17 protein-coding genes and 1 pseudogene are annotated in these 22,452 nt (G+C 45.8%); 15 read left to right on the top strand and 3 right to left on the bottom strand.

Annotation, left to right across the window (positions count from 1 at the left end; translation table 11 throughout):
* Window positions 1-73 precede the first annotated feature (73 nt).
* The 3 genes from DC345_RS18825 to DC345_RS18815 are packed head-to-tail and all read left to right on the top strand — an operon-like array spanning window position 74 to window position 5,483.
* The gene (locus DC345_RS18825; protein ID WP_113054368.1) at window positions 74-1,978 is read left to right on the top strand and encodes a class I mannose-6-phosphate isomerase; all 1,905 of its coding nucleotides are present in this window, start codon (window positions 74-76) and stop codon (window positions 1,976-1,978) included.
* Window positions 1,975-2,943, top strand: coding sequence for an ROK family protein (locus tag DC345_RS18820; RefSeq protein WP_113054367.1), 969 nt, complete (start codon window positions 1,975-1,977; stop codon window positions 2,941-2,943). Before DC345_RS18825 ends, DC345_RS18820 begins: the two co-directional genes overlap by 4 nt.
* A 23-nt stretch (window positions 2,944-2,966) precedes the next feature.
* Window positions 2,967-5,483, top strand: a complete 2,517-nt coding sequence (locus DC345_RS18815; RefSeq protein ID WP_113054366.1) for a glycoside hydrolase family 38 N-terminal domain-containing protein — start codon at window positions 2,967-2,969, stop codon at window positions 5,481-5,483.
* Window positions 5,484-5,683: 200 nt separating this feature from the next.
* Here the strand turns inward: DC345_RS18815 and DC345_RS18810 are convergent, their stop codons facing one another.
* Window positions 5,684-6,448, bottom strand: coding sequence for a hypothetical protein (locus tag DC345_RS18810; RefSeq protein WP_113054365.1), 765 nt, complete (start codon window positions 6,446-6,448; stop codon window positions 5,684-5,686).
* A gap of 161 nt (window positions 6,449-6,609) precedes the next feature.
* Here DC345_RS18810 and DC345_RS18805 point away from each other — a divergent pair, with 161 nt between their 5' ends.
* Both DC345_RS18805 and DC345_RS18800 read left to right on the top strand, forming a co-directional pair.
* On the top strand, window positions 6,610-7,326 hold the full coding sequence (locus DC345_RS18805; RefSeq protein ID WP_113054364.1) for a response regulator transcription factor: 717 nt from the start codon (window positions 6,610-6,612) through the stop codon (window positions 7,324-7,326).
* Window position 7,327: 1 nt separating this feature from the next.
* On the top strand, window positions 7,328-8,791 hold the full coding sequence (locus DC345_RS18800) for a sensor histidine kinase (RefSeq protein ID WP_113054363.1): 1,464 nt from the start codon (window positions 7,328-7,330) through the stop codon (window positions 8,789-8,791).
* A 232-nt stretch (window positions 8,792-9,023) separates the two neighbouring features.
* On the opposite strand, the gene DC345_RS18795 is transcribed toward DC345_RS18800, so the two are convergent.
* Window positions 9,024-9,884, bottom strand: a complete 861-nt coding sequence (locus DC345_RS18795) for an AraC family transcriptional regulator (protein WP_181586642.1) — start codon at window positions 9,882-9,884, stop codon at window positions 9,024-9,026.
* A gap of 127 nt (window positions 9,885-10,011) precedes the next feature.
* Here DC345_RS18795 and DC345_RS18790 point away from each other — a divergent pair, with 127 nt between their 5' ends.
* From DC345_RS18790 to DC345_RS18760, 7 genes and pseudogenes are all read left to right on the top strand, one after another.
* Window positions 10,012-12,477, top strand: coding sequence for a beta-mannosidase (locus DC345_RS18790; RefSeq protein ID WP_113054361.1), 2,466 nt, complete (start codon window positions 10,012-10,014; stop codon window positions 12,475-12,477).
* 109 nt (window positions 12,478-12,586) lie between these two features.
* Window positions 12,587-13,480: an ABC transporter permease gene (locus DC345_RS18785; protein ID WP_113054360.1), complete on the top strand. Its 894-nt coding sequence runs from the start codon at window positions 12,587-12,589 to the stop codon at window positions 13,478-13,480.
* Between the two features lies 1 nt (window position 13,481).
* The gene (locus tag DC345_RS18780) at window positions 13,482-14,378 is read left to right on the top strand and encodes a carbohydrate ABC transporter permease (RefSeq protein ID WP_113054359.1); all 897 of its coding nucleotides are present in this window, start codon (window positions 13,482-13,484) and stop codon (window positions 14,376-14,378) included.
* A 76-nt stretch (window positions 14,379-14,454) separates the two neighbouring features.
* Window positions 14,455-16,089 carry a type 2 periplasmic-binding domain-containing protein gene (locus tag DC345_RS18775; protein ID WP_113054358.1) on the top strand — a complete coding sequence of 545 codons (1,635 nt, stop codon included), beginning with the start codon at window positions 14,455-14,457 and terminating at the stop codon, window positions 16,087-16,089.
* A 293-nt stretch (window positions 16,090-16,382) separates the two neighbouring features.
* A pseudogene (locus DC345_RS32235) lies at window positions 16,383-16,499 on the top strand (LLM class flavin-dependent oxidoreductase); the annotation flags it as partial.
* A gap of 66 nt (window positions 16,500-16,565) precedes the next feature.
* The gene (locus DC345_RS18765; protein ID WP_076289250.1) at window positions 16,566-16,787 is read left to right on the top strand and encodes a DUF896 domain-containing protein; all 222 of its coding nucleotides are present in this window, start codon (window positions 16,566-16,568) and stop codon (window positions 16,785-16,787) included.
* Window positions 16,788-16,984: 197 nt separating this feature from the next.
* On the top strand, window positions 16,985-17,623 hold the full coding sequence (locus tag DC345_RS18760; protein ID WP_063562689.1) for a sugar O-acetyltransferase: 639 nt from the start codon (window positions 16,985-16,987) through the stop codon (window positions 17,621-17,623).
* A gap of 97 nt (window positions 17,624-17,720) precedes the next feature.
* On the opposite strand, the gene DC345_RS18755 is transcribed toward DC345_RS18760, so the two are convergent.
* Window positions 17,721-19,073 (bottom strand): MATE family efflux transporter, encoded by a 1,353-nt coding sequence (locus DC345_RS18755; protein WP_113054357.1) that lies wholly within the window; start codon window positions 19,071-19,073, stop codon window positions 17,721-17,723.
* Between the two features lie 171 nt (window positions 19,074-19,244).
* Here DC345_RS18755 and DC345_RS18750 point away from each other — a divergent pair, with 171 nt between their 5' ends.
* The 3 genes from DC345_RS18750 (at window position 19,245) to DC345_RS18740 (ending at window position 22,310) form a co-directional block, all read left to right on the top strand.
* Window positions 19,245-19,925 carry a TetR/AcrR family transcriptional regulator gene (locus tag DC345_RS18750; RefSeq protein ID WP_113054356.1) on the top strand — a complete coding sequence of 227 codons (681 nt, stop codon included), beginning with the start codon at window positions 19,245-19,247 and terminating at the stop codon, window positions 19,923-19,925.
* Window positions 19,926-20,197: 272 nt separating this feature from the next.
* Window positions 20,198-21,088 carry an AraC family transcriptional regulator gene (locus DC345_RS18745; protein ID WP_113054355.1) on the top strand — a complete coding sequence of 297 codons (891 nt, stop codon included), beginning with the start codon at window positions 20,198-20,200 and terminating at the stop codon, window positions 21,086-21,088.
* 157 nt (window positions 21,089-21,245) lie between these two features.
* A complete protein-coding gene (locus tag DC345_RS18740) occupies window positions 21,246-22,310 on the top strand; it encodes a Gfo/Idh/MocA family protein (protein WP_113054354.1) in 1,065 nt (354 codons plus the stop codon).
* Window positions 22,311-22,452: the final 142 nt, after the last annotated feature.

Raw genomic sequence — 22,452 nt, 5'->3', positions numbered from 1 at the left:
CGTTTAAAGACAGCACCTCCAACTCCCTATACAATGATGAACATAAATCGATATAGAGTTGGAGGTTTTAAACATGCCCCGAATAGCCCCTATGCCCTTTCAAACCAACCCAGTCAATATCATTCGGCTTCATCCCGACCAAGAGTCAGAACCGGGGATCTGGAATGCGTATGAACAATGGCTTGATCAAATTTGGCCTGAATGTGTACAGAATGATTCGCTTCCTTTTTATATGGTCATTGACGGTACGCATGGTGTCGCATTCAGCGAATGTCTGGAAATACTTCGGTCGCGCTGCAACCTAGATAGCAGGGTTTTAATTGAAATAGACAGCGCTGCTTATATAAAGTCTTCTGCAGATTTGCTTCAGCAGTTTCACCCTTACCTAACGGATAACCGTGCTTTTGGCGTTGTGGCCTCGGACGTCAGCGTTGAGGATTATTTCCGGCCACATGCACAGTCAGTCTGGCTCAGTGATGTTGACGATCAACTTCGGCTTTATCATTCCGCTGAACATGCTGAGGCCCAATCGCCAAACGTAGACCCGTTAGTTCCCATCGTTGTGACCTTTGGGCCAGGCGCTGGTTTCCTTTCTACAGCATCAGGTTTAACGAACGTTTCTCTGTTTTGCGACTTATCCAGAGAGGCACAACAGCAACTGCATCAGCAGGGGATGGGTTCTCTGGGATTAGGTCCTTGCCGGGATACGGTAGAAACCTATAAGCAGGCCTTGTTTCTGGAGTGGCCCGTCTGGGAGGGATATCGCAAACACCACTTGTATGACTTTGACTACTACGTGGATACGAACAACAGGGAACGACCCGTTTTGGTCACCCTCCCCATGCTGCGCCGACTTTTGGCTTCAGCAGCCCAGCAGCCTTTTCGAGTAAAGCCATTTTTTGCACCGGGGATTTGGGGCGGACAGTATTTAAAAGAAGTATGCGAACTGCCTAAGGATTGGAATAACTGCGCATGGGGGTTTGAACCTATCGCACCGGAGAACACGCTATTAATCGGTTATCGGGATTTTATATTGGAGCTTCCTTTCCCGCTGCTACTGTCGGCTCATCCAGAAGCAATTATGGGCGAGCGCAATGTCGGGCTGTTTGGCGACTATTTTCCAATCCGGTTTGATTATCTCGATACGATTGACGGGGATCATCTGTCTTTGCAGGTCCACCCCCAGCAGGCTTACATCGAGCAGACCTTCAACGAAACGATGACTCAGCAGGAATCCTATTACATTATGGAACAGAAGGAAGGCGCCAACCCTTTTGTGGGACTGGGTTTCAAGGAGGGGACAACCGGGGAGGAGCTGCTTCAGGCGGTTGAATCTGCCCACACCTTGGGAAAACCGCTGAACATCCCAGAATATGTAAATATTTGGGGTGCGAATAAGGGTGACCTGTTTCTGATCCCGCCGGGCGCCGTACATTTTTCGGGTAAAAACAATCTGGTGCTGGAGATCTCTTCGACAACCTGGTGGTTTACCTTCAAAATATACGATCATTTGCGGCTGGACAGAGACGGACTGCCCCGTCCAATCAACGGCGATCATGCCAGAGCCAACATGCAGGAACAGTTTGATACGGATTACGTTAAGAAGCATTTGATAGCGGTTCCAAGGGAAAGCCGGGTACAGGGAGACAGCAGGGAAGAGCTGTTGGGCGAACGGGAGGATCTGCTTTTTCAGATCAAAAGATTAAAACTGGACGGAGAGTGGATCGACGATACGGCTGGAGAGTTTGTTATGTTCAACCTCGTAGAAGGCGACCGTGTGCGGCTGACTCCACTGGATGATGAGGCAGCAGCTGTGGAGTGGGGGTACGCCGAAGCGTATATCGTTCCTGCCTCCGTCGGAGGTTTCCGTCTGGAGAGTCTGGGTGACAGACCATGCACCCTGATCCGGGCACAGGTTTCGCCAGACTGGAACATGTCTCTGCTTCCGCATCACTGGAAATCTGGTGAGCGTTTATGAATCCTGACGTCACGATTGCCATTGATGCCGGGGGAACCTTTTTGAAGGGTGCGGTCGTGCTGAGTGACGGGAATCTTCTACCACAACTTTATGTCAAAAGGTCATCTCGCTCCGACAGTAGCGCGTATGAAATTGCCGTCAACCTAGTCGACGTGATTAAGGAGCTTGCAGCTGGATACTTCGCCTACATGCAGCAGCTAAGTTCCGTTAAAGGAACCAGGTTCAGATTTCCCAGATTTCACATAGGCTTTGCTTTCCCCGGCCCTTTCGAATACGACACAGGTGTTTCCCGTATCCGGGGTTTGAATAAATACGAACAGCTATATGAAGTTAATTTAAAAACACTGCTGCGAAGTGAATTAACGGCGCTTGCATCAGAAGGTTCCGCGCCTGAATGGATGACCCAGCTTGCCGCCGCAGATATTCGTTTTGGCAATGATGCTGCCCTGTTCGCTCTGGGGGTTAGTAGGCTTTTTCCACAGGAAAGATTGCTTTGCCTTACATTGGGAACGGGCCTTGGCTCCGCTTTTGTTGAGAACCGGTCCATTGTCAGCGGAAAATGGGGTATTCCCGACTCAGGCATGTTGTATGCCGAGCAATACAAGGGAGGAACCGTGGATGATTTGTTCGGAAGCCGAGGGATTTTGGCCTTGGCAGATAGCCATGATGCTCGAAGGCAGGGAGAGGACGTGTACCATCTGGCGATAGCGGCCAGACAGGGAAATTCCTCTGCCATCCGTGTATGGCAGCTATACGGCCAGCGGCTTGGGGAAATGCTGCGTCCGTACGTGGCTGAGTTTCGCCCCACTCGTCTGATCTTGGGGGGACAAATTGCCGAAACCCATGATCTATTTGGCGGGACGCTTTCGGAAGCACTCTTGCCCGAGAAGATGCCTCTGCATAATGAGAAACAAATGCAGGAGCATGTGTTTCACGGGATTTTCCAACTCGTAAAAGGTACCTAATCCACCAATAAAGGAGAAAAAAGATGACACTCGAACAACAAATCAAACAGGCCGCCATCCCGACACTTGAACGGAAATGGAAAATATATGTCATTCACCATTCCCATACTGACATTGGTTATACCGACCGGCAGGAGAAGATTGAACAATATCATATCGATTTTATCCGTCAGGCACTGCGTATTGTTAATGATGCTCATGACGGTGTAAACCCCGAGTGGAAAGGGTTCCGCTGGACATGTGAGACCTTCTGGGCTGTGGAGCAATTCTTGAAGCAGGCTCGAGACGAGGAAAAAGTTGCATTTGCCGATGCCGTGCGGCGCGGCGATATCGAGCTCTCCGGCACGTATTTGAATATGACCGAGCTGCCCGACCTACAGTTGCTGAACAAAATACACAGCAAAGCTCAGACCTATGCCGAATCTATCGGTCACCCAATAGACAGTGCGATGACGGCGGATATCAACGGCTACAGCTGGGGATATGCCGACAGCCTGCTGGATAACGGAATCCGACATTTATTCAGCTGTATACATACCCATCACGGCATGTATGCGCTGGGCCGCAAGCAGTCTCCTTTCTGGTGGGAAGCCCCAAGTGGGGAACGCCTGCTGGTCTGGAATGGAGACCACTACATGCTTGGCAACGAGCTTGGCTTCTGCCCTGGTGCGCTTGGCAAATACATGATTCGTGATGAATTCGGGCACAGACTTGTGGAACCGGCGAACATTCATGATCAAATCGCCAATATTCGCATCCACCGGTACTTGGCCCAGCTTGAGGCGGAACAGTATCCATATGACTTCGTGCCGATGATGCTGTCCGGATTGCCCACAGACAACGGATCGCCCAATAGCGCAATCATGGAATGGATTGATACATGGAACCGTCAAAACGGCGAGGGAATTTCCGTGGAGATGAGCACGTTGAGCGGCTTTTTTGCCCGCTTGAAGGAGGAAGGGACGGACGGTCTGCCTGTGCATAAAGGCGATTGGCCAGACTGGTGGTCGGACGGTGTAAGCTCCACACCGATGCACACTCAGATTTACCGTGACGCACAGCGGACGCTTCGCAAGGTGGAAAAGCTCGACCCTGAACAGAAGAGTGTTAGTCTCCAGGAAATCGAGGCTGTAGAGCAGGCGCTTACTCTTTATGCCGAACATACTTGGGGTTATCATTCTTCTGTGTATGAACCTTGGCACAAAAATGTGCAGATGCTTGAGGTTCGCAAGACAGCTAACGCCGCAGAGGCAAGCAGGCTTGCTTACCGCGCGCTAGATCAGGTGCTGCTTGCCGATAATGCCGCCACCTTGTACCCGGGGCGTCCTTATCGCTTTAAGGTCACGAATCTCTCGGAGCGGGAGGTAACCGAGTTGGTTGAGTTGAAGCTTGAAGGATGGGAACCGGATGAGCTATTGAACGGAGTAGAAGCAATCCGGGAGGACACGGGACAGGTGCTGATCCAGCAGTCAAGCCACCCACAGACGATTATTGCGGAGCTTAAGCTCCAGGGTATGGAGAGCTGCATACTGATGCTGCGCCCAATTCTGGCAGCGCAGAAGAGTCTTTCTTCCTTAACGTCAACCTCCAATTCGAAGCTGATCGGCGCTGACCAGGTGTACGATATGGAGGATATGTATTCCTTAATCACAGGCGGACAGCAAGCGCAGGTCTCCGTTTGCGAAACGGGGCTGGAGTCACCTTTTGTACGCTTGACTTGGTCGAAAGAGCGCGGCATTGTCTCGTGGATCGATAAGGAGACAGGACGCGAACTGCTGAAAGCGGATGATCTGTATGGGGCGTTTACACCCATCTATGAGGTGACAAATCCAGCGAACCCTGCGGATGCTTCTCAGGTTTGGAGTGTCCGTTCCAAAATGGGACGCAACCGTAAAGGCCTTAACGTGGAGCGTTCGGCTGGTCAGCTCATCTCTGTGCGCGCGGTGGATAATGGACCGCTGTATGCTACCGTTGAGCTTGGTTATCAGCTCAAGGGCATCGCCTATTTTTCACTGCACTTGCGGGTTTATACCCGTCAAAACCGGATGGATATTTCGGCGCGGTTCCATAAAGAGAGCATCTGGAATCCGGAGAACGTTTATCTGGCTCTACCGTTCACCCCGGGAGGCACTGGGCCAGTTACCCTGTTTGCCGACAAGCCAGGAGGCCTCGTTCGCCCCTGGAAGGATCAGATTCCGGGAACTTGCCTGGACTATTCCGCTGTACAGTCGGGCATTGCCTGGCAGGATAATGACCGCAGCCTGCTGCTTGCCGTCCCGGACACACCTCTCGTGCAATGGGGAACGCTGGATTACGGGACCAGAAAGGTCCACACCCAGCAAGCGCCTGACGCTCAACCGGAAGCCTATGCCTGGCTGATGACGAATTATTGGGAGACGAATTTCAAAGCGACCTTGGGCGGCTTCTATGAGTTTCAATATCATATTTCGGCTGGCGGCAGCCTTTCGGTTGAAGATATGGCCGCAGCCCTGCATGCGTTGAACGAGCCATTTGTGGTTACCCGTGTTAATGAAAAATAAACATAACGGCAAAAGCCCTGACTCATTGAAGATCAGGGTAGGCAGTGGGTAACAATAACAGAAATAGCTTATAGCCGATAAACCAACAACCAGCAGGCTTCCATATGGAGGCTTGCTGGTTGTTGGCGTCCGGTCATTTAGTTCGGGTAAGGATTACGTCTTGGCTTAATGATGTAGTTAAAGCTGAAATGTATTTAAGCCTACTCTTGAGCTGCCTCTAGTTCAGCAATTTGTGCTTTGTATTGCTTGAGAAGGTCGGCAAGGGAAGTCTTGATTGCAGCTTCGTCCTTAGCTGTTACGGCATTATTCAAATTGCTTTGTGCTAAGAAGAATGCACTGGCAGCTGTAGTACCGCTAAATTGAAGACTTTCAGCATTTGCTATAACCGCGCTTGTTGTTCCGGTTGATTTTTCGTCAAGATTCAGCGGGCTGACGGCAATTGGCACTCCAGATTCTGCATTCTCAACTAATCCTTTCAGATCTGAACTGCTTGTGGTAATGGAGAAAGACAAGGTGTTCTTATTTTCGGAATTAGGTAATTTTTCGGCTTTTACACTCTCAACTGACGTAAGTTTGCCTTCCTCAAGCTTTAAGGCCTGCATTTCTTTGATCTCACCTGGTTTGGCGTTCTCGGAAAATTTCTTCCATTCATCAGAGTCTACGTCAACAGCAACCAAAGTGGCCATTACTCGGGATGTATAGTTTTGTGAAAGCAGTTTATTGTAACGGGCCAGCGTTTTTTCCCATTCGCTTACTGTTTCTGGCGCGTACTTTTTGGCCTGCTCCACTGGATTAGCCAATGTAAAGGTCGCAATGGCGGATTTCGCTTCTTGCAAGGTAGCAGTTCCATTTGTAACAGCATTTGTGTTAGCGGCGCTGTCGGCATTCGCGACAATCGGTGCGGAGATCGCAGTGAGCAGTAGGGCGGACAGGGCAACATTTCTGAATTTGAAACTGTAGTTCATTTCGTAACACTCCTTATGGTTTGGTTTGTCTTACAGTTATCAATTTACCGAAGGAGTGTGGCACAATATTGGTGTAATTGTGGAAAAACAATGGCAAAGCTCTTTCCATATATATACCTTTGGTATACTCACTATAGAGAAAAGTACAGGAGGCCCCGTTCATGAATAACGATTACCTCATCGCGGTTGTAGACGATGACGAGAATATACGCACACTGATTCAAGCTTATTTGCACAAAGAGAACTATCGAACAATAGGCCTTGCTAATGCCGAGGATGCCTGGTCTTTATATAGAATAAGTCCGCCGAGCATGTGGGTGATGGACATTATGCTGCCCGGAATGGACGGCTATGAATTGTGCAAACGCATCCGTAATGAAGGAGAGGTACCTATTATTATGATCTCGGCGAAAGATAATGAGGTGGACAAAATACTTGGTCTTGAACTGGGCAGTGACGATTATCTGGTGAAGCCTTTCAGCCCCCGTGAGCTGGTAGCCCGCATCAAGCGGCAGCTGGAACGTTGGATTAGACTTACCGGTGCGGAAGAAAGAGCTGTTGTAAGCGAAGCGGCGACGCCACGAATCGATATGGGGGAGCTTCAATTAATGTTGGAAGAGAGGCGGGCGTTATGGCGAGGGGAAGAAGTGGACCTGACCAGCAAAGAGTTCACCATGCTCAAGGTACTGGCTGAACATCCAAATCGTGCGTTTACGAGGGACGAGCTGCTCAGTTTTGTCTGGGGAGAAGACTATTTTGGCAGTGACCGTGCCGTGGATCATTTAATTAAGCGGATTCGCAAAAAGATTGAGGAACTTCCCGTCGAGTCGGTATGGGGACACGGGTATCGTATGCGTACAGATCGGAGTGAAGTTTAATATGAAACTTGTTCATCAAATTAACCTTGCGTTCGGATTGTCACTGGTTCTAATTCTCTCCGTCACGGCCGTTTTACTTCATTACGTGCTGCTGGATCATTTCATTGGGACAGAGAAAAATGATCTCAAGACGTTAAGTGCGGCGATGTCTGCTTCTATAACGAAAACGGGAGATCTCACAATGAGTCCTGTACTTACCACTGGAACTGCTGTCACGATGCCTAATTCAAACATTACGGGAATGCAGTCCGTCCAGTTGGTAACGGGAGAGGCTATGAGTGCTCCTTCAACACTCATTCCTGCGGATGTTGAAGCCTTTGTCACTGATTTTAACGGAAATGTGCTGTCGGGGACTTTGTCTGTAAGTGGTACAACCGGAATGGCGAGCAGTAACACCTTGACTGAAGCCGTACCAGCAAACTTGTCGAAATACACAGCGGTCACTTCGTCCAGCATCAAGGACCTGTGGAAGGGAACGGATGGACGTTATGTGATGGATGTCAGTCCCATCCCCCAAGGAACCCTGACTCTGTTGACTCCTATGAGCAAGATTAAAGCTATCGAACAGGCGCTTCTGGGTCGTCTCATCCTGGTGATCTGTATTGTTGGGGCCATTATGTTCCTGCTCAGTTTGTTTATTACCAAAAGGCTGATTCAGCCATTGATGAATCTGAAGCAGGAACTTAAGAAGGTCAAACAACGTCATTTCACGGATGTTCAGCTGGTCAAGGCTGGCGGTGAGATTGGAGCTGTAGCACAGACGGTATACGAGATGGCTGGTGAACTGAACAGGTTCAATGAGGTGCAGAAGCAGTTTTTCCAGAATGCTTCTCATGAGCTGAAGACCCCTCTGATGTCCATTGCAGGCTATGCGGAGGGTATTCGAGATGGAATCTTTGAAGGTGAGAATGTCCGTAAAGGACTGGACGTGATCCTGGGGGAGAGTGGCAGATTGGGAAAGATTGTCACCGAAATGACGCTGCTTGCGAAGCTGGATAGCGAAGAGGATATCTTCAAACCTTCCAAAGTCAGTCTGAGCGAATTGTTGAAGGAAACGTCAGAACGTGTCAATCCGCTGCTTGTAAAGAAAGGACTAACACTCCATATCGCCTGCCCGGAGAATAAGGAGCTGTTCGTCATGGCTGATCAGGATAAACTGCTGCAGGCACTGCTCAACGTCGTGACGAACGCTGCAAGATACGCTATAGAAGAAATTCACATCACTGCAAACTTGGAAAAAGGAAAGATCGCGCTATCCGTCTCAGATGACGGTCCCGGCTTTCCGCAGGAGCTGTTGCCCACCTTATTCCACCGTTTTGTCAAAGGAAAAGACGGTGAGTCCGGATTGGGTCTGGCGATTGCCAGGGCCATTGTGGAACGGTGCGGCGGGCTGATTCAGGCCACCAACCGTAAGGAAGGAGGAGCTGTAATCTCGTTCGGCTTCCCTGCGGCTCAACATATCTGAAGAAAAGGACGGCAACTATATCCTTCTAAGTTGCACCTAACCTCGAAGTGAGAGAAATAGAGGGAATGCTCGAAGGGGTTCGTGTCGCCAATAGCCAATATCAATGCTCCGCTTATTTTGCTTTGTGTTTACTCCGCTCTCCCTGCACTATAGGGAGAGCTTTTTTAAACTTTGGATTCGGATATGATGGATGGCATGCTGCAGATATCACAATATGGGTGCTTTGAATTCCTTATGGCAGCAGCGATTCCTTATTCATTGTCGCGTTTTTACGGAAATCTAGCGGAGCTTGATTATAGTATTTTTTGAACTGATGGTAGAAGTGGCTGACGTTCTCAAATCCCGCTTCCAGTGCAATCTCAAGCACGCGAAGCTCAGTCGTGAGCAGCAAGTTCTTGGCTACATTCAGCCGAAGCTGATTAATATACTCTGTTGGTGTCTGATTCAGATATTGACGGAAGGCACGGTTCACGTGACCGACGCTTCGACCTGACAATTCATAGAGGGCATGAAGACCACGATTCATGTTCTCTTTCAGTTGCATTTTGGAAATCGCATGCTCAAGCCACAGCGGGAGAATGGGTTGTTCAATGGTATCCAACTCAAAGAAATGCTGCGTAAAAATTTGAATAATCAGCCCTTTTGCGTATACGCGAGCTTTCTTCTTATCCACTGTGGAGAGCATCATAATCCGTTCAAAGCTGCGAACCATCTCTGTCATTTCTAACTGAGATAACATGGCAATCTGGGGAACGGGAGCCTGCAAGAGCCCTTGTGCATACTTCTGTTCATTCAAGTAGGCCAAAGCTTCTTCTATTACTGCGGATCGACAAGGGCTATTCAGAAAACGGCAGTCCTGAGTGCCTTCCGGCTCATAACGGTGAATATCGTCCGGTCGAATAAAGACAAGGCAGCCCGGCCTTAAATGCTGGGTTCTTCCATTGACGATATGTTGGCACTGCCCTTCACTTAGAATGAAGAATTCGTAAAAGTCATGGGTATGCTCAGGTGATACTTTCGATAAGGAATCGACCCAGAATGGATCTACGAGCAGGTCGGGATGGATGTGAGTAGACGCTGTGTATTTGATCATGGCTCGAACCTCTCCAATTATTGTTAATGTCAAAATAGCACACGAAATCCGTGAACACAACATAAGAAAGTATGGAGGCCTCTTGATAGAATGAAATAGATTACAAAGACATCAGGAGGTATCACTAATGTTGCTTATCGATCTCAATGGCAGCTGGCAAATGAAGAGAGTGGACCATGCCGAATGGATTCGGGCGACGGTTCCAGGCTCGGTCTTTAATGATTTGCTTCAAGCTGGACAAATGGAAGACCCTTACTACCGCGAGCATGAGCAAGCGGCACTTGAACTGTGCAATTATGATTATGAATACAAACACTCTTTTGAAGTGAGCGAAGCGGATCTTAAACACGACCAGATCATCCTGTTATGTGAAGGGGTGGATACGATTGGCGAATTGTTTCTGAATGGAATGAATATCGCGAATGTAAGCAATATGCACAGTACTTATGAAATCGATATTACCTCCTTTATCAAACAAGGTGAAAATACCATACACATTATTCTGCGTTCCCCTGTGGAGTATGTACTGCGTAAACAAGCCGAGCGCCCGTTGATTAACTGCAGTGATGCAGTGGAAGGAATCTCCCATTTGCGTAAAGCACACTCCATGTTCGGTTGGGATTGGGGGCCACAATTACCTGATTTGGGAATCTGGCGGAATATCTCCATTCAAGGCTATAATCATGCCCATTTGGAAGATCTCTACATTACACAGATGCATAGCGAAGGCAAAGTGACATTAGATGTTCGCGTAAGGGCATCTGGTTGGGTCGAAGAAAAGCGGGAGATCACGGTCACATTGGATACTCCTTCCGGGGAGACATTGAAAGGATGCACATCTGTCGTGAATGATGCGGATCATCATATCTTGATCGAAGTGGACCATCCCGAGTTATGGTGGCCGAATGGTCTAGGCAAACAGCCATTGTATCAGCTGAGCGTTACGCTTATGGAACAAGGCGTGGAACTGGATCGTGATGCTAAGCGCATTGGACTGAGAACATTAACTGTTAAACAAGAGCAGGATCAGTGGGGCGAGTCCTTCGAATTCGAAGTGAACGGTATATCCTTTTTCTCTATGGGTGCTGACTATATTCCGGAAGATAACATTTTGCCGCGCTGTAACCCAGGTCGGACAGAACGATTGATCAAGAGCTGTGCGCAAGCCCATTTCAATACAATTCGTGTCTGGGGTGGCGGACATTATCCGGAGAATTACTTTTATGATTTGTGCGACGAATACGGCTTGATTGTATGGCAGGACTTGATGTATGCCTGCGGTGTATATGAACTGACTGAGGAATTCAAGCAATCAATTACAAAAGAGACCATCGATAACATGAAACGCTTGCGTCATCATGCCTCATTGGGAATCTGGTGTGGAAACAATGAGCAGGAGATGGCTTGGGTTGAGTGGGACTGGGCGAAGAAAACATCCTTACAGTTACAAGCAGACTATATTAAGCAATACGAGGTATTACTTCCGGCTATAGCGAAGGAATATGATCCAAACACGTTCTACTGGTTAGCCTCACCTTCATCAAAAGGCAGCTTTGACAATCCAAACGATGAAAATTACGGAGACATGCATTACTGGGATGTATGGCATGGCAAGAAACCTTTTACCGAATTTCGCACATTGTACCCGCGCTACATGTCCGAATTCGGATTGCAATCCTTTCCGAATCACAAGACCATTGAGACATTTACATTGCCGGAAGATCGCAATATCTTCTCTCCGGTCATGGAATCTCATCAGAAGAATGGTACGGGCAATGAGAAAATTCTGTATTACATCGGGGAGACATATCGCTTGCCAAAAGATTTCAATTCTCTGTTATACGCTTCACAGCTCATTCAGGCTGAAGGTATCTCATGTGGGGTAGAGCACTGGCGCAGACATCGTGGTCGCTGTATGGGTGCACTGTACTGGCAGTTAAATGATTGCTGGCCTGTTGCTTCCTGGTCCAGTATCGATTACTTTGGTCGCTGGAAAGCATTGCATTATGCAGCCAAACGTTTTTTCGCGCCTGTTCTTGTATCGGCTCGGGAAGATGGTTCGAAGGTAGACCTTCACGTATCGAATGAGAGTAGGAGTGCTGTACAAGGAGAATTGAAATGGAGGCTCATGGATTCGCAATCCAATAAAATCGTAGCTTCTTCAAAAGTAATCGAATTGAAAGCGTTATCAACCTCATTGTTCGAACAGCTTGATTTCACTGAGATGCTCGATACAACTGCTAAGAAACGGAATACGTATTTACAGTTTTCCTTTGTGGTGGATAGTGAAGTTGTCAGCGAAGGTACGGTGTTATTTGTGAAGCCAAAGCATTTTGGTTTTATTGATCCTGCAATTGAGACCACGATGATAGAAGAAGAGGATCGTTTTGTTATTACGATTAATTCGAAAGCCTTTGCACGGTTTGTGGAACTGGATTTCAGTGAATTAGACGGTATTTTCAGTAACAATTATTTTGATTTGTCAGCAGGTGAGAGAAAGACCGTTTCTCTGAAGAAAGATGATCTCAACAAACCAGCATCCCTTGAAGAACTGCAATCACAGCTAATTGTACGCAGCGTATTTGATTTGTAAGTTGTTACTTCGCCTTTTCTGATCTTGCCAATCCAATCGATAGAAATCCGATCGTTGTTGTATGTTACCGCTTTTAATTGATCTCTATACTGATGGCAGAGGTGGTTAAATGATTGAACGACTGGCAAAATACCGTTGGCAATATGTAATGATTCTACCTGGTGCGATCCTGCTGCTTCTCTTCAGCTACATTCCGATGGTGGGCATCCAGGTGGCATTCAAGGATTTTCACATCGGCAGCACGATGTGGAGTAGTGAATGGGTTGGTATGGAAAACTTCTCATTCTTGCAAGATGAACAGTTCTGGATTGTGGTGAAGAATACTATTTACATTGCGATTCTCAAGTTTGTGTTCGGATTTCCAGCTCCTATTATTTTGGCACTGCTCATCAATGAGGTGAAAAATAACAAATACAAGCGGTTTGTTCAATCCGTTAGTTATCTTCCGCATTTCTTTTCGTGGATCGTGGTGGCTTACATTCTGCAATCCCTGCTGACGTTGGACGGCGGATTGGTCAATCAGTTGATAGAGAAGTTCGGAGGAGATTCAGTCTTTTTCTTGGGATCCACGGAGTGGTTCCGGCCCATGATCGTAGTGAGCGGTCTATGGAAGGAGGTAGGCTGGAATACAATCTTGTATTTGGCGGCAATTACAACGATTGACCCGCAGCTCTATGAAGCCGCTAGGGTGGAAGGAGCAGGACGGCTCGCACAAATTCGCAACATTACCCTGCCGGGTATCATGCCGACCATCTCCATCGTGTTGATTCTCAGTATGCCTGGATTGATTGCAGTAGGCATGGATCAAATCTATCCTCTGATGAATCCGGCTAATCAGCCAGTCGCGGATGTGCTAGACACATATATTTTACGCAATGGCTTGCAGCAAGGTTATTTTGGAATGGCCACTGCAGTGGGTCTCCTTTCATCAGTCATCAGTCTGGTGTTGGTACTATGTACCAATCAGATGGCGCGAAAGTTCAACGGAGAGGGGCTTTGGTAATATGAGAACTTCTATAAGGGAACGGGTGGGCCAGACAATTATTGTGTTTCTATTGGCACTTCTCTGTATCTCGGTCATCTATCCATTCACGTATATGCTCGCCGTTTCCTTAAACGTTGGCAGCGATGCCGCAAAAGGCGGTGTCTATCTGTGGCCTAGGGAGTTTACTCTGTACAATTACGAAGTTGTGCTTGGAAATTCGGTTATTCAACATGCCTACTTAATTACGATATCCCGAACAATCGTAGGCACTTTTGTCGGCTTACTCATCACACTTCTGGCGGCTTATGGCTTGTCCTATCGGCAGCTTCCTTTCAGGAAATCCCTCCTGGGATACGTGCTGATTACGATGCTCTTTAGTGGCGGATTAATCCCTTTGTATATCCAGCTTAATCACTTGTCATTATTAAACTCATTCTGGGTGTATATCATTCCGTCCGCTTTCTCGGCGTGGAATATGTTTGTGATGATGAAATTCATCCAGGGAATTCCGGAAGCACTGATCGAATCGGCTGAGATTGATGGCGCCAATCCGGTCCGCATTCTCTTCGTTATTATTATGCCGCTTTCGAAACCCATGCTTGCAGCCATTGGCCTTTTTACTGCAGTAGGGCACTGGAATGACTGGTTTTCTGGCGCATTTTATGTTTCAGATCAGAATCTGATACCGGTTCAAACGTTTTTGCAACAACTGCTGTCTGCCCAGGATATCTCGACTGTCCTCGGATCCAACAATAATCAGGAAGCGCTTGCCCGGGGCACTATGCTCTCTAACGTTACACTCATGTCCATCAAAATGGCGACAGTCATGGTAAGTGCGCTTCCAATCCTGTGTGTGTACCCATTCCTGCAAAAGTATTTTGTAAAAGGTGTGCTTATCGGCTCAGTAAAAGGATAACCCAATGAAAAATGAAGTAACAGAACGGGGTTTCTAATCCTATACAAATTCAAAATAACCGAGGGGGACACATGTGATGAGTTTACGTCAACAAAAGGGAAGAAAGCTGGCGCTATTATCCTTGGCTCTACTGATGTTTGGGATAACAGCATGCTCAAGCAGCAGTACGGAGAGCGGCAGCAGTTCTGCAAATTCCTTTAAGCTATGGCTGGGGTGGAATGCAACAATTAATAACCAAAGCATGGTCCAAATGTATTGGAAAGAAAAGGAGCCGGGCATAGACGTTCGGCTGGAGGCTACGCAGGGCGATGTAATGACCGAGCTGAACCTGAAATTGAATACTGGTGGTTTTGATGATGCAGCTCTGTTCTCACGTAGTGATGTCGTGACCACTGCGATGACGCGTTCGGGCAGCGTTCTTCCGCTGGAGCAATACTTTGATATGCCGGATAAATATCCTGGATTGGCCTCCATTCCGAAAATCTATCTGGATCAGATGAAAGCTTCGGACGGACATATCTATTCCATTCCGACATGGTTTGATCAAAATCCCGATGATCCTTGGCCTGGTTGGGCTTCCTATGGCTGGTTTGTCCGTACAGATGTACTGGAGAAAACCGGCATGACGATGGATGATCTGAAATCGTTGGATGGTATAGAGAAGTATTTGAGATTGTCGGCTAAGCAGAAAGATGCAAACGGGAAACCGTTGATTCCCCTTAGTTTTCTCTCTGACGCAAGCGATGAAAATGTCATCCTGAGTACATTTGGCGTTACGGTCAGCACAGCGGGCGGCGTCATTCCAGTAGAGAAGCAAGGTAATGACTATCAGTTTATCTATGACAATCCACAATATAAAGCGGCTTACCAATGGATGAACAACATGTTCCGGGAAGGGCTTCTGGATCATGAAGCGATTACAGACAAGAAGGAGCGATACAAAGAGAAAAACAAATCAGGACGTGTAGCCATGAATGCAGGTGGGTTCTTTAATATGGACGCCCAATTATGGGAGGTTCTCGATGGGCCAACCGATCCGGCATGGTACTATGATGTCATTCCCTATCCAAAAGTGGATGGCGTGAGTGAGATTGGCGCTAATCAGATTATCAATCCTTATCCTGCCAATGACGTATTTATCAATAAAAATACTAAAAATCTCGATTCCATTCTTGCTTTCTTCGATTATACACTACAGCCCAAGCCTGAACAGCAGCAGGTGGTGAATGAAGGTCCGCCAGGAGTGTTCTGGGATTGGGTGGATAAACCGTTAGGAAAATGGGTGTACACGGACGAGAAATATAAATCCTTGCATGACTCTGGAGATCAGGCGAAGAAGGCAAGCACGACGCCAGAGCTTTACGCAACATCTTCCTATAGTAATGACTGGTATCCGTGGTGGAATTATGGGGTTACTGATCCGAAAGGAAGATTCAAAACGATCGAATTCACCGAAAAGATTGGCAAAATGGGTGGGACCCGGGTTGCTGAAAACTACGATATGGTGAAGGCCAAACCGGGCGGCTTATGGGAGAAATATTTGCCTGAACTTGATAATGTACGAAAAGAGTACAAAGCCAAGCTGATTATGGCTAAGGATGACTCACAATTTGAACAGGCTTGGAGTGATTTCCAGGCTGCACTGGAAAAACGAGCACATTGGAGTGAGCTCAAACAGGAATGGCATGAGGAGCTTCAAGGCAAGCAGTAATTAGGAGACGGGGACTGTCGAACGTGACAGTTCCCGTTTGGTATAAAAAAGTATACATTATCACAAATTTTATCCTATAGAACAAAATTGTGCGTACTATTTTCTGAAGGTTATATGGTTTATCATTGCCTTTGCAACTGAATATTGGATATTTTTGCGGAGGTCAGGAAATGAATAAATTTGACTCACATCTGGACTATACAAACATGTTTAAAGAAGACCAACTTACGCTCGGATTTATTTTTCGATAGAGTCTTATTCCTTTGAATGTTCCAAGCTCTGGGGATGTGGGAATAGGTATGAATCATCTTGCATTCAACTTGAAATATGGAACACGACCGGTTGAAGAGGTGATTCAAGAATTAGGGCAGGAAATGGTTCCATATTTCCCGGCGTTATCTAATAAATAGGTGCAATGTATGCATTTCGGTGCTAGACTACCAGTAAGATTAATTGTAAAGAAGGAGAGGAAAAGGATGATTAAACATTTAGGTCGCATTAATGAATTGGCGAAAAAAGAGCGTGAAGAAGGTTTGACCAATGCGGAACGAGTTGAACAACAAGTATTACGAGAGGACTATTTACGGGAAATTCGTGGGCAAGTTCTAAACACTTTTTCAGTGCTTACCATACTTGATCCAGATGGAAATGATGTAACACCGGACAAAGTACGAAACGAAAAGGGAATCAGTTTGTAAGGAAAATAAACGTTGTTGGAAGAACGAAAAGCCTCCGAGTATTCATTGACAGAAATGGTGTGGATAAATACACTTGTTTTGTAGTTGATTTCGTAGGATGCTTTTTATACACTTTATAAATATTCATTATAAAGGTATTGTATAAAGTGAGTTTGGTTGATTCATGTATCGAAGTATTTATAATAGGAGTTGATAACATGACTGAAGAAGAACGTATTTTTAATGGGATCTTATTTAGCCCCGGCCATCCTGATCTTAAGGCTATTAAGCTTCGCTCACACAATCTTAGTAGTCAATACAGTCGTACTTTTGAAGATCAAACGGAAGAACGCGAAGCATTACTCATGCAGATTCTGGGTCGAAAAGGAGAGCGTTGTTTTATACAAGGCCCCATTTTCTTTCATTATGGCGTTCACACAGAAATCGGTAACCATTTTTTTGCGAACTATAATCTGACCGTCCAGGATGATGCTAAGGTTACCATTGGTGATCACGTCAGCTTTGGACCTAACGTAACCATTGTTACACCGGTTCACCCTTTCATTGCTTCAGAACGTCGACAAATGCTGGACCAAAATGGGGAACCTAAGTCGCTCTGTTATGCTAAACCTGTCACCATCGGAAATGATGTTTGGATTTCGGCCAACGTCACCGTATGCGGCGGTGTTACCATTGGCGACGGATGCGTCATTGGCGCTGGAAGTGTAGTGACCCAAGATATTCCTGAAGGGTCTTTTGCAGCGGGTGTACCTTGCAGAGTCATTCGTCCAATCACAGAATCGGACAGCATGCGCTATAAACCAGAAGTTCTTGCTGATTGCAGCGTAATTGAATAATAACACATAAATAAGAAACCGTTCCTAGACAAGAGGAACGGTTTTCTTATTTTGATTAGTAATTCGTTGATTAGGTGGAAAGCTTATTAACTGTTTTCTAATGCACTAGATTCTCTAAATCCGGCTGCAATTTGCTACGAAGAATATACAGCATGATGGCTCCAACAAGAAACGCGACAACATCGGCAATGACGAGTGACCATACAACCCCATGGAAGCCATTCAATCGGTTGGCGATATAGAGTACAGGAATCAGAGTAATTCCTTGAATGACTGACATAACAAATGCTGCGGTTCCTTGCGCTGTTGCTTGGAAGATCCCCACAAACAACGATGTCATTCCTGTAATGAACAAGGATAGGAACGTCACATGTAGAATGTAGCTACCCATTTCAATTAATTGCGGGTCATTCGTAAATAAACCAATTAAGTGGTCGGAAATCAAATAGACGATAACCCCGAACACAACAGCTAACGCCAAAATCGCTTTGATCGTGAATCCAATGGTATGCTTCATGCGTAATTTATTCGCTGTAAAAGAGAAGGCAATCAATGGCACAACTCCCTCACATAAGCCCATCAGAATAAACTCAGGAAATTGCAACAAACGTGATGAAATTCCGTACCCCGCTATGGCCTGATCTCCGTATTCGACAAGAAAATGGTTCAAAATGAGCGACATTGCACCCAAGAAGATACTCATAATAAAGACAGGAACTCCGATTTTGAAAACATTACTCATAATTTCCTTGGAAGCCTTGAACCATTTTACGGAGACCGTTAAGAATTGGCTTTTATATCCCATATGGAATGCGTAAAAAATACTGGCAACTAAGTTAGAAATGACCGTTGCAGAAGCAACGCCGATTATCCCCCAATGGAAGATGAAGATGACGATTGCATCAAGAATAATATTTACAACCACACTTAGAATCATACCGACCATGGATGTGATTGCTGCACCCTCCGAGCGCACGATGTTCTCCAGCGTGAAGAATAATATGACGAATGGTGAACCGATAAGCATAATCGTGACATAGTCTTTTGTAAATCCGAAGGATTCAGGCGTTGCTCCCAGGCTATGAACAATTGGGTCGATCAGCGGGAGGCCGATGGCTATTACGATAAGACCAAGAACTAAACTGCTGTAAAAAGCGAATGAGGAAACATGTTTTAGATCATCATATCTTTTTTCACCTAACAAACGGGAGATGAATGTACCGCTACCCATACCAATCAAATTGCCGAGCGCCATAATCACCGCGAATAATGGCAAGGTTAGCGCGAGTGCGGTTAACATGGCAGTATTGCCTAATGTACCAAGGAAATAGGCGTTCAGGATAGAATAGATGACACTCATCGACGTACCTAACATCATCGGTACAGCGAAGTGAGCTACGGCTTTTGCGATCGGTGCTTTTTCAAAGTAATGGAGGTTTTCTGCATCCATGTGTGAGTCACTACTTTCTTCATTTATTTTTTGAAATGATTTGGAATTCGAACGATATTCCAATTTTCAATCTAACAGTGTTAGTTTGTGCCTTACAGTGTTAGATGTTATCATGAACTTATGAACCTGTAAAGCATAATCTTACACTGTTAGATAAAAGGGCGGATACGGATGAAAAAACAACAGCCTCAGATTTCGGAGGATAAGATTTTGGAAGCCTCTTGGGAGCTTCTGGGGGATGAAGGCATTGAGAAATTCAGTATGAGACGATTGGCCGATCGTCTGGGTATTCAAGCTCCTTCTCTGTACTGGTACTTTAAGAGCAAGCAGCATCTCTACCAGCATCTGGCCAACCAGATATCGAAAATGATCCTGAACGAATTCCAATACGACGGGGACTGGAAGGTGCAAATGGAGGGCCTTGCAATATCGATACGGAGTGTACTCCGCCGTTATCCCTGCTCCACGCAGCTTATGATGCAGACCCTACCACATGAGCCGGACATGATTCGCTTCACCAACCGCATGCTTCTCTGCATGGAATCGACGCCGCTTGAGCAAGAGCAGAAATTGCAAGCCGTTCTTACGCTTGTGAACTATGTTTTCTTCTTCGTTCTGGATAATTATGAGCATCAGCGCACGGTCTCCGTTATGACTAAGGACCAGGGAGAGCATCCGGGCGGGGAGATGATACAGCTTCTGGATTCCATGAGCGAAACAGAAGCAGGACTGTTCCGAAGAATGCACAAGGGTGGGCTGTTTGAGATGATGGGGAGCGATGGAGCGTTTGAGTTCGGCTTGAAGCTGATTTTGTCGGGAATTGAGCAGGTGATAAAGGAACAAGAAAATTAAAATGTCAAAAAACCGCACATCCGAATATCGGATTTGCGGTTTTTGATAGGCTTATTTTTAAATTTTATATTGCACTGTTACCTTCAAAATCGAATTGATGACGCAGGAATACTCACAACAATTGTTATTAGAAAAACGTTTATAAACATATCCTTTTGAATTATTATTGGAACTACAGAGAATGAAAATAAGGAATTTGCACATGAGGATTTTATGAGAACGGTTACAGGATATATTGAAGGCAACATATATAAGGAGGACAGTTAGCGTACATGAGTTTATATCTGGAAATCCCGGAACTTGACAAAAGACTCCCATTTCGAAGCTTTATTCACCAAGGAGATGTGCTCTGTTATCCTCACTGGCATAAAGAAATTGAAATTATTTATGTTACCCAGGGAAGCCTGGATTTGGGATTGAATGACCAGGTAATCCGTCTGAAGCAGGGGGAAGTCCAATTCATTAATGGCGGTGACGTCCACTTTTTTTTGTCGTCCCCTGATAGTGAGCGAATTGTTATTCAATTTGATCTGAGTCTGTTCCAAGACGTATCAACACTAATTTACGATGATCGGTCGCTTCGTGACATTTTTACTGAAATAGAGCAATCCAGCAGGAACTGGCCTCGTGAAACGGCAACCAAGCTTCTTCCTCTTCTTCAAAACATAAGCACAGAAGATTACGAGCGCAAAGAGGGCTATGCATATATGATCAAGGCCAAACTTTACGAAATGTTGACTTTTATTCTGAGAGAAGTACCAAGGGGGAATGAGAAACATCGACCCCAAATCTCGGAAAATATCCTGACTCCGACCAAAGAAATGCTATTAAAGCTGGAACGAATTTTTGAATATGTAGAAAGCCATTACCAGGAATCAATTATACTAAAAGACGTAGCTGACTATATAGGGTTCAGCCCTTATTATTTCACTAAGTTTTTTAAGAAAAATACTGGAATGACCTTTGTAACTTTTCTAAATGAATATCGACTTAATAAAGCGAAATGGATTTTGCTCAATGAAAATTATTCGATTACCGAAATAGCAGAACAGGCCGGATTCAATAGCGTTAAGACATTTCATCACTTCTTCAAGGAAGCGACGGGCACATCGCCTTTAAAGTATCGCATGACAATATCCGGGAATAAAACAGCAAGAAAATAGGAAGATAGTCTTTTGTGAGACTTGTATGATAAGGGTATTAAACAAGTTGAGGTGCTATACATCTTGCATAAATCAAGGTCGCAGCCACTCATCTTTTTTACATAAAGTTTGCTGTGTGAAATCTAACATGTAGGCATATTCAAAAAGGGAAAGGACGATGAAAATGAATAACCGAATTTATAATATAGCAATTGTTGGCTTTGGGGGGATGGGCAGCTATCATTGCCAGTTAATTGAGCCTGTATCACAGATTTCCGTAATTGGGGTATACGATACTGTTGAATATCGGATGGAATTGGGTAAGGAAGCCGGCTATAAAACATACGCAAATCTGGATGCTGTTCTAACAGATGAGCTGGTGGATATCGTTTTGATTGCTACCCCTAATGATGTTCACAAAGATATAGCAATTCAAGCTCTGCAGGCTGGTAAACATGTAATTTGCGAAAAACCGGTTACAATAACCAGCAAGGATTTTAATGATATCGTCAAGGTAGCGAACGAGGAGAAACGAGTGTTTACGGTCCATCAAAATCGTCGCTGGGATGACGATTTCCGGACTGCCAAGGACATCATCGATAAAAAGACATTTGGGGAGCTATTCCATTTGGAATCCCGGGTTCAAGGAGCCAACGGCATCCCTGGCGATTGGCGCCAGCTGAAGGATTACGGTGGAGGTATGCTGCTGGATTGGGGCGTGCATTTGCTGGACCAACTGCTACAGATTACGGATAGTCAAATTGAAAGTGTTTCGGCTAATTTGAGTTATATTTTGGGAACCGAAGTGGATGATGGTTTTACGAGTTATATAACGTTTAAAGATGGCCTGACAGCACTTATTGAAGTGGGAACGACCAATTATGTGAAGTTACCGAGATGGTATCTGAAAGGAACGGAAGGTACTGCAGTGATTAGGGACTGGGATTTGAGTGGAGAGATTATCACTCGAAATCCGGATGTTGCACATATAGAGCCGAAACCTATTCAAGCGGGGCAGGGATTGACCAAAACGATGGCGCCGCCGTCCGAACAGTCCACACTAAAGTTTGGAATAGAAAAGCCGGACTTGGAAGAGCAAAGCTTTTATGAAAATTTTGCCTCTGTTCTTGAAGGGAAATCTGAGATAGCAATTAAGAATGATGAAGTTCACAGAGTACTTGTACTGATTGAGACCATTTTTGAGGCAGCAGAGACCAAATCTGTGATCCATAGAAGTATTTAACACGCTTTCTGTTATTGCTGTAACTATCATAGATGCGTTAAAACATGTGAGCCGTCATAATGACGGCTTTTTGTCTGTTTAAATCCCCAATAAGTTTAATTATTGCCAAAAGAAGCTCCGCTCTATGATGAATCCCAATTGG

Source organism: Paenibacillus taichungensis (assembly GCF_003287275.1).
GTDB classification, from domain to species: Bacteria; Bacillota; Bacilli; order Paenibacillales; family Paenibacillaceae; genus Paenibacillus; species Paenibacillus taichungensis_A.
This window is presented reverse-complemented; position numbering and strand designations above follow the sequence as displayed.

Excerpts from the sequence above, each read along its gene's own strand:
- DC345_RS18795 (WP_181586642.1), bottom strand. The coding sequence starts at position 9,884 with ATGATCAAATACACAGCGTCTACTCACATCCATCCCGACCTGCTCGTA.
- DC345_RS18755 (WP_113054357.1), bottom strand. The coding sequence starts at position 19,073 with ATGGATGCAGAAAACCTCCATTACTTTGAAAAAGCACCGATCGCAAAA.
- DC345_RS18825 (WP_113054368.1), top strand. The coding sequence starts at position 74 with ATGCCCCGAATAGCCCCTATGCCCTTTCAAACCAACCCAGTCAATATC.
- DC345_RS18760 (WP_063562689.1), top strand. The coding sequence starts at position 16,985 with ATGACTGAAGAAGAACGTATTTTTAATGGGATCTTATTTAGCCCCGGC.
- DC345_RS18750 (WP_113054356.1), top strand. The coding sequence starts at position 19,245 with ATGAAAAAACAACAGCCTCAGATTTCGGAGGATAAGATTTTGGAAGCC.
- DC345_RS18765 (WP_076289250.1), top strand. The coding sequence starts at position 16,566 with ATGATTAAACATTTAGGTCGCATTAATGAATTGGCGAAAAAAGAGCGT.
- DC345_RS18745 (WP_113054355.1), top strand. The coding sequence starts at position 20,198 with ATGAGTTTATATCTGGAAATCCCGGAACTTGACAAAAGACTCCCATTT.
- DC345_RS18805 (WP_113054364.1), top strand. The coding sequence starts at position 6,610 with ATGAATAACGATTACCTCATCGCGGTTGTAGACGATGACGAGAATATA.
- DC345_RS18740 (WP_113054354.1), top strand. The coding sequence starts at position 21,246 with ATGAAAATGAATAACCGAATTTATAATATAGCAATTGTTGGCTTTGGG.
- DC345_RS18800 (WP_113054363.1), top strand. The coding sequence starts at position 7,328 with ATGAAACTTGTTCATCAAATTAACCTTGCGTTCGGATTGTCACTGGTT.
- DC345_RS18785 (WP_113054360.1), top strand. The coding sequence starts at position 12,587 with ATGATTGAACGACTGGCAAAATACCGTTGGCAATATGTAATGATTCTA.
- DC345_RS18810 (WP_113054365.1), bottom strand. The coding sequence starts at position 6,448 with ATGAACTACAGTTTCAAATTCAGAAATGTTGCCCTGTCCGCCCTACTG.
- DC345_RS18775 (WP_113054358.1), top strand. The coding sequence starts at position 14,455 with ATGAGTTTACGTCAACAAAAGGGAAGAAAGCTGGCGCTATTATCCTTG.
- DC345_RS18820 (WP_113054367.1), top strand. The coding sequence starts at position 1,975 with ATGAATCCTGACGTCACGATTGCCATTGATGCCGGGGGAACCTTTTTG.
- DC345_RS18790 (WP_113054361.1), top strand. The coding sequence starts at position 10,012 with ATGTTGCTTATCGATCTCAATGGCAGCTGGCAAATGAAGAGAGTGGAC.
- DC345_RS18815 (WP_113054366.1), top strand. The coding sequence starts at position 2,967 with ATGACACTCGAACAACAAATCAAACAGGCCGCCATCCCGACACTTGAA.
- DC345_RS18780 (WP_113054359.1), top strand. The coding sequence starts at position 13,482 with ATGAGAACTTCTATAAGGGAACGGGTGGGCCAGACAATTATTGTGTTT.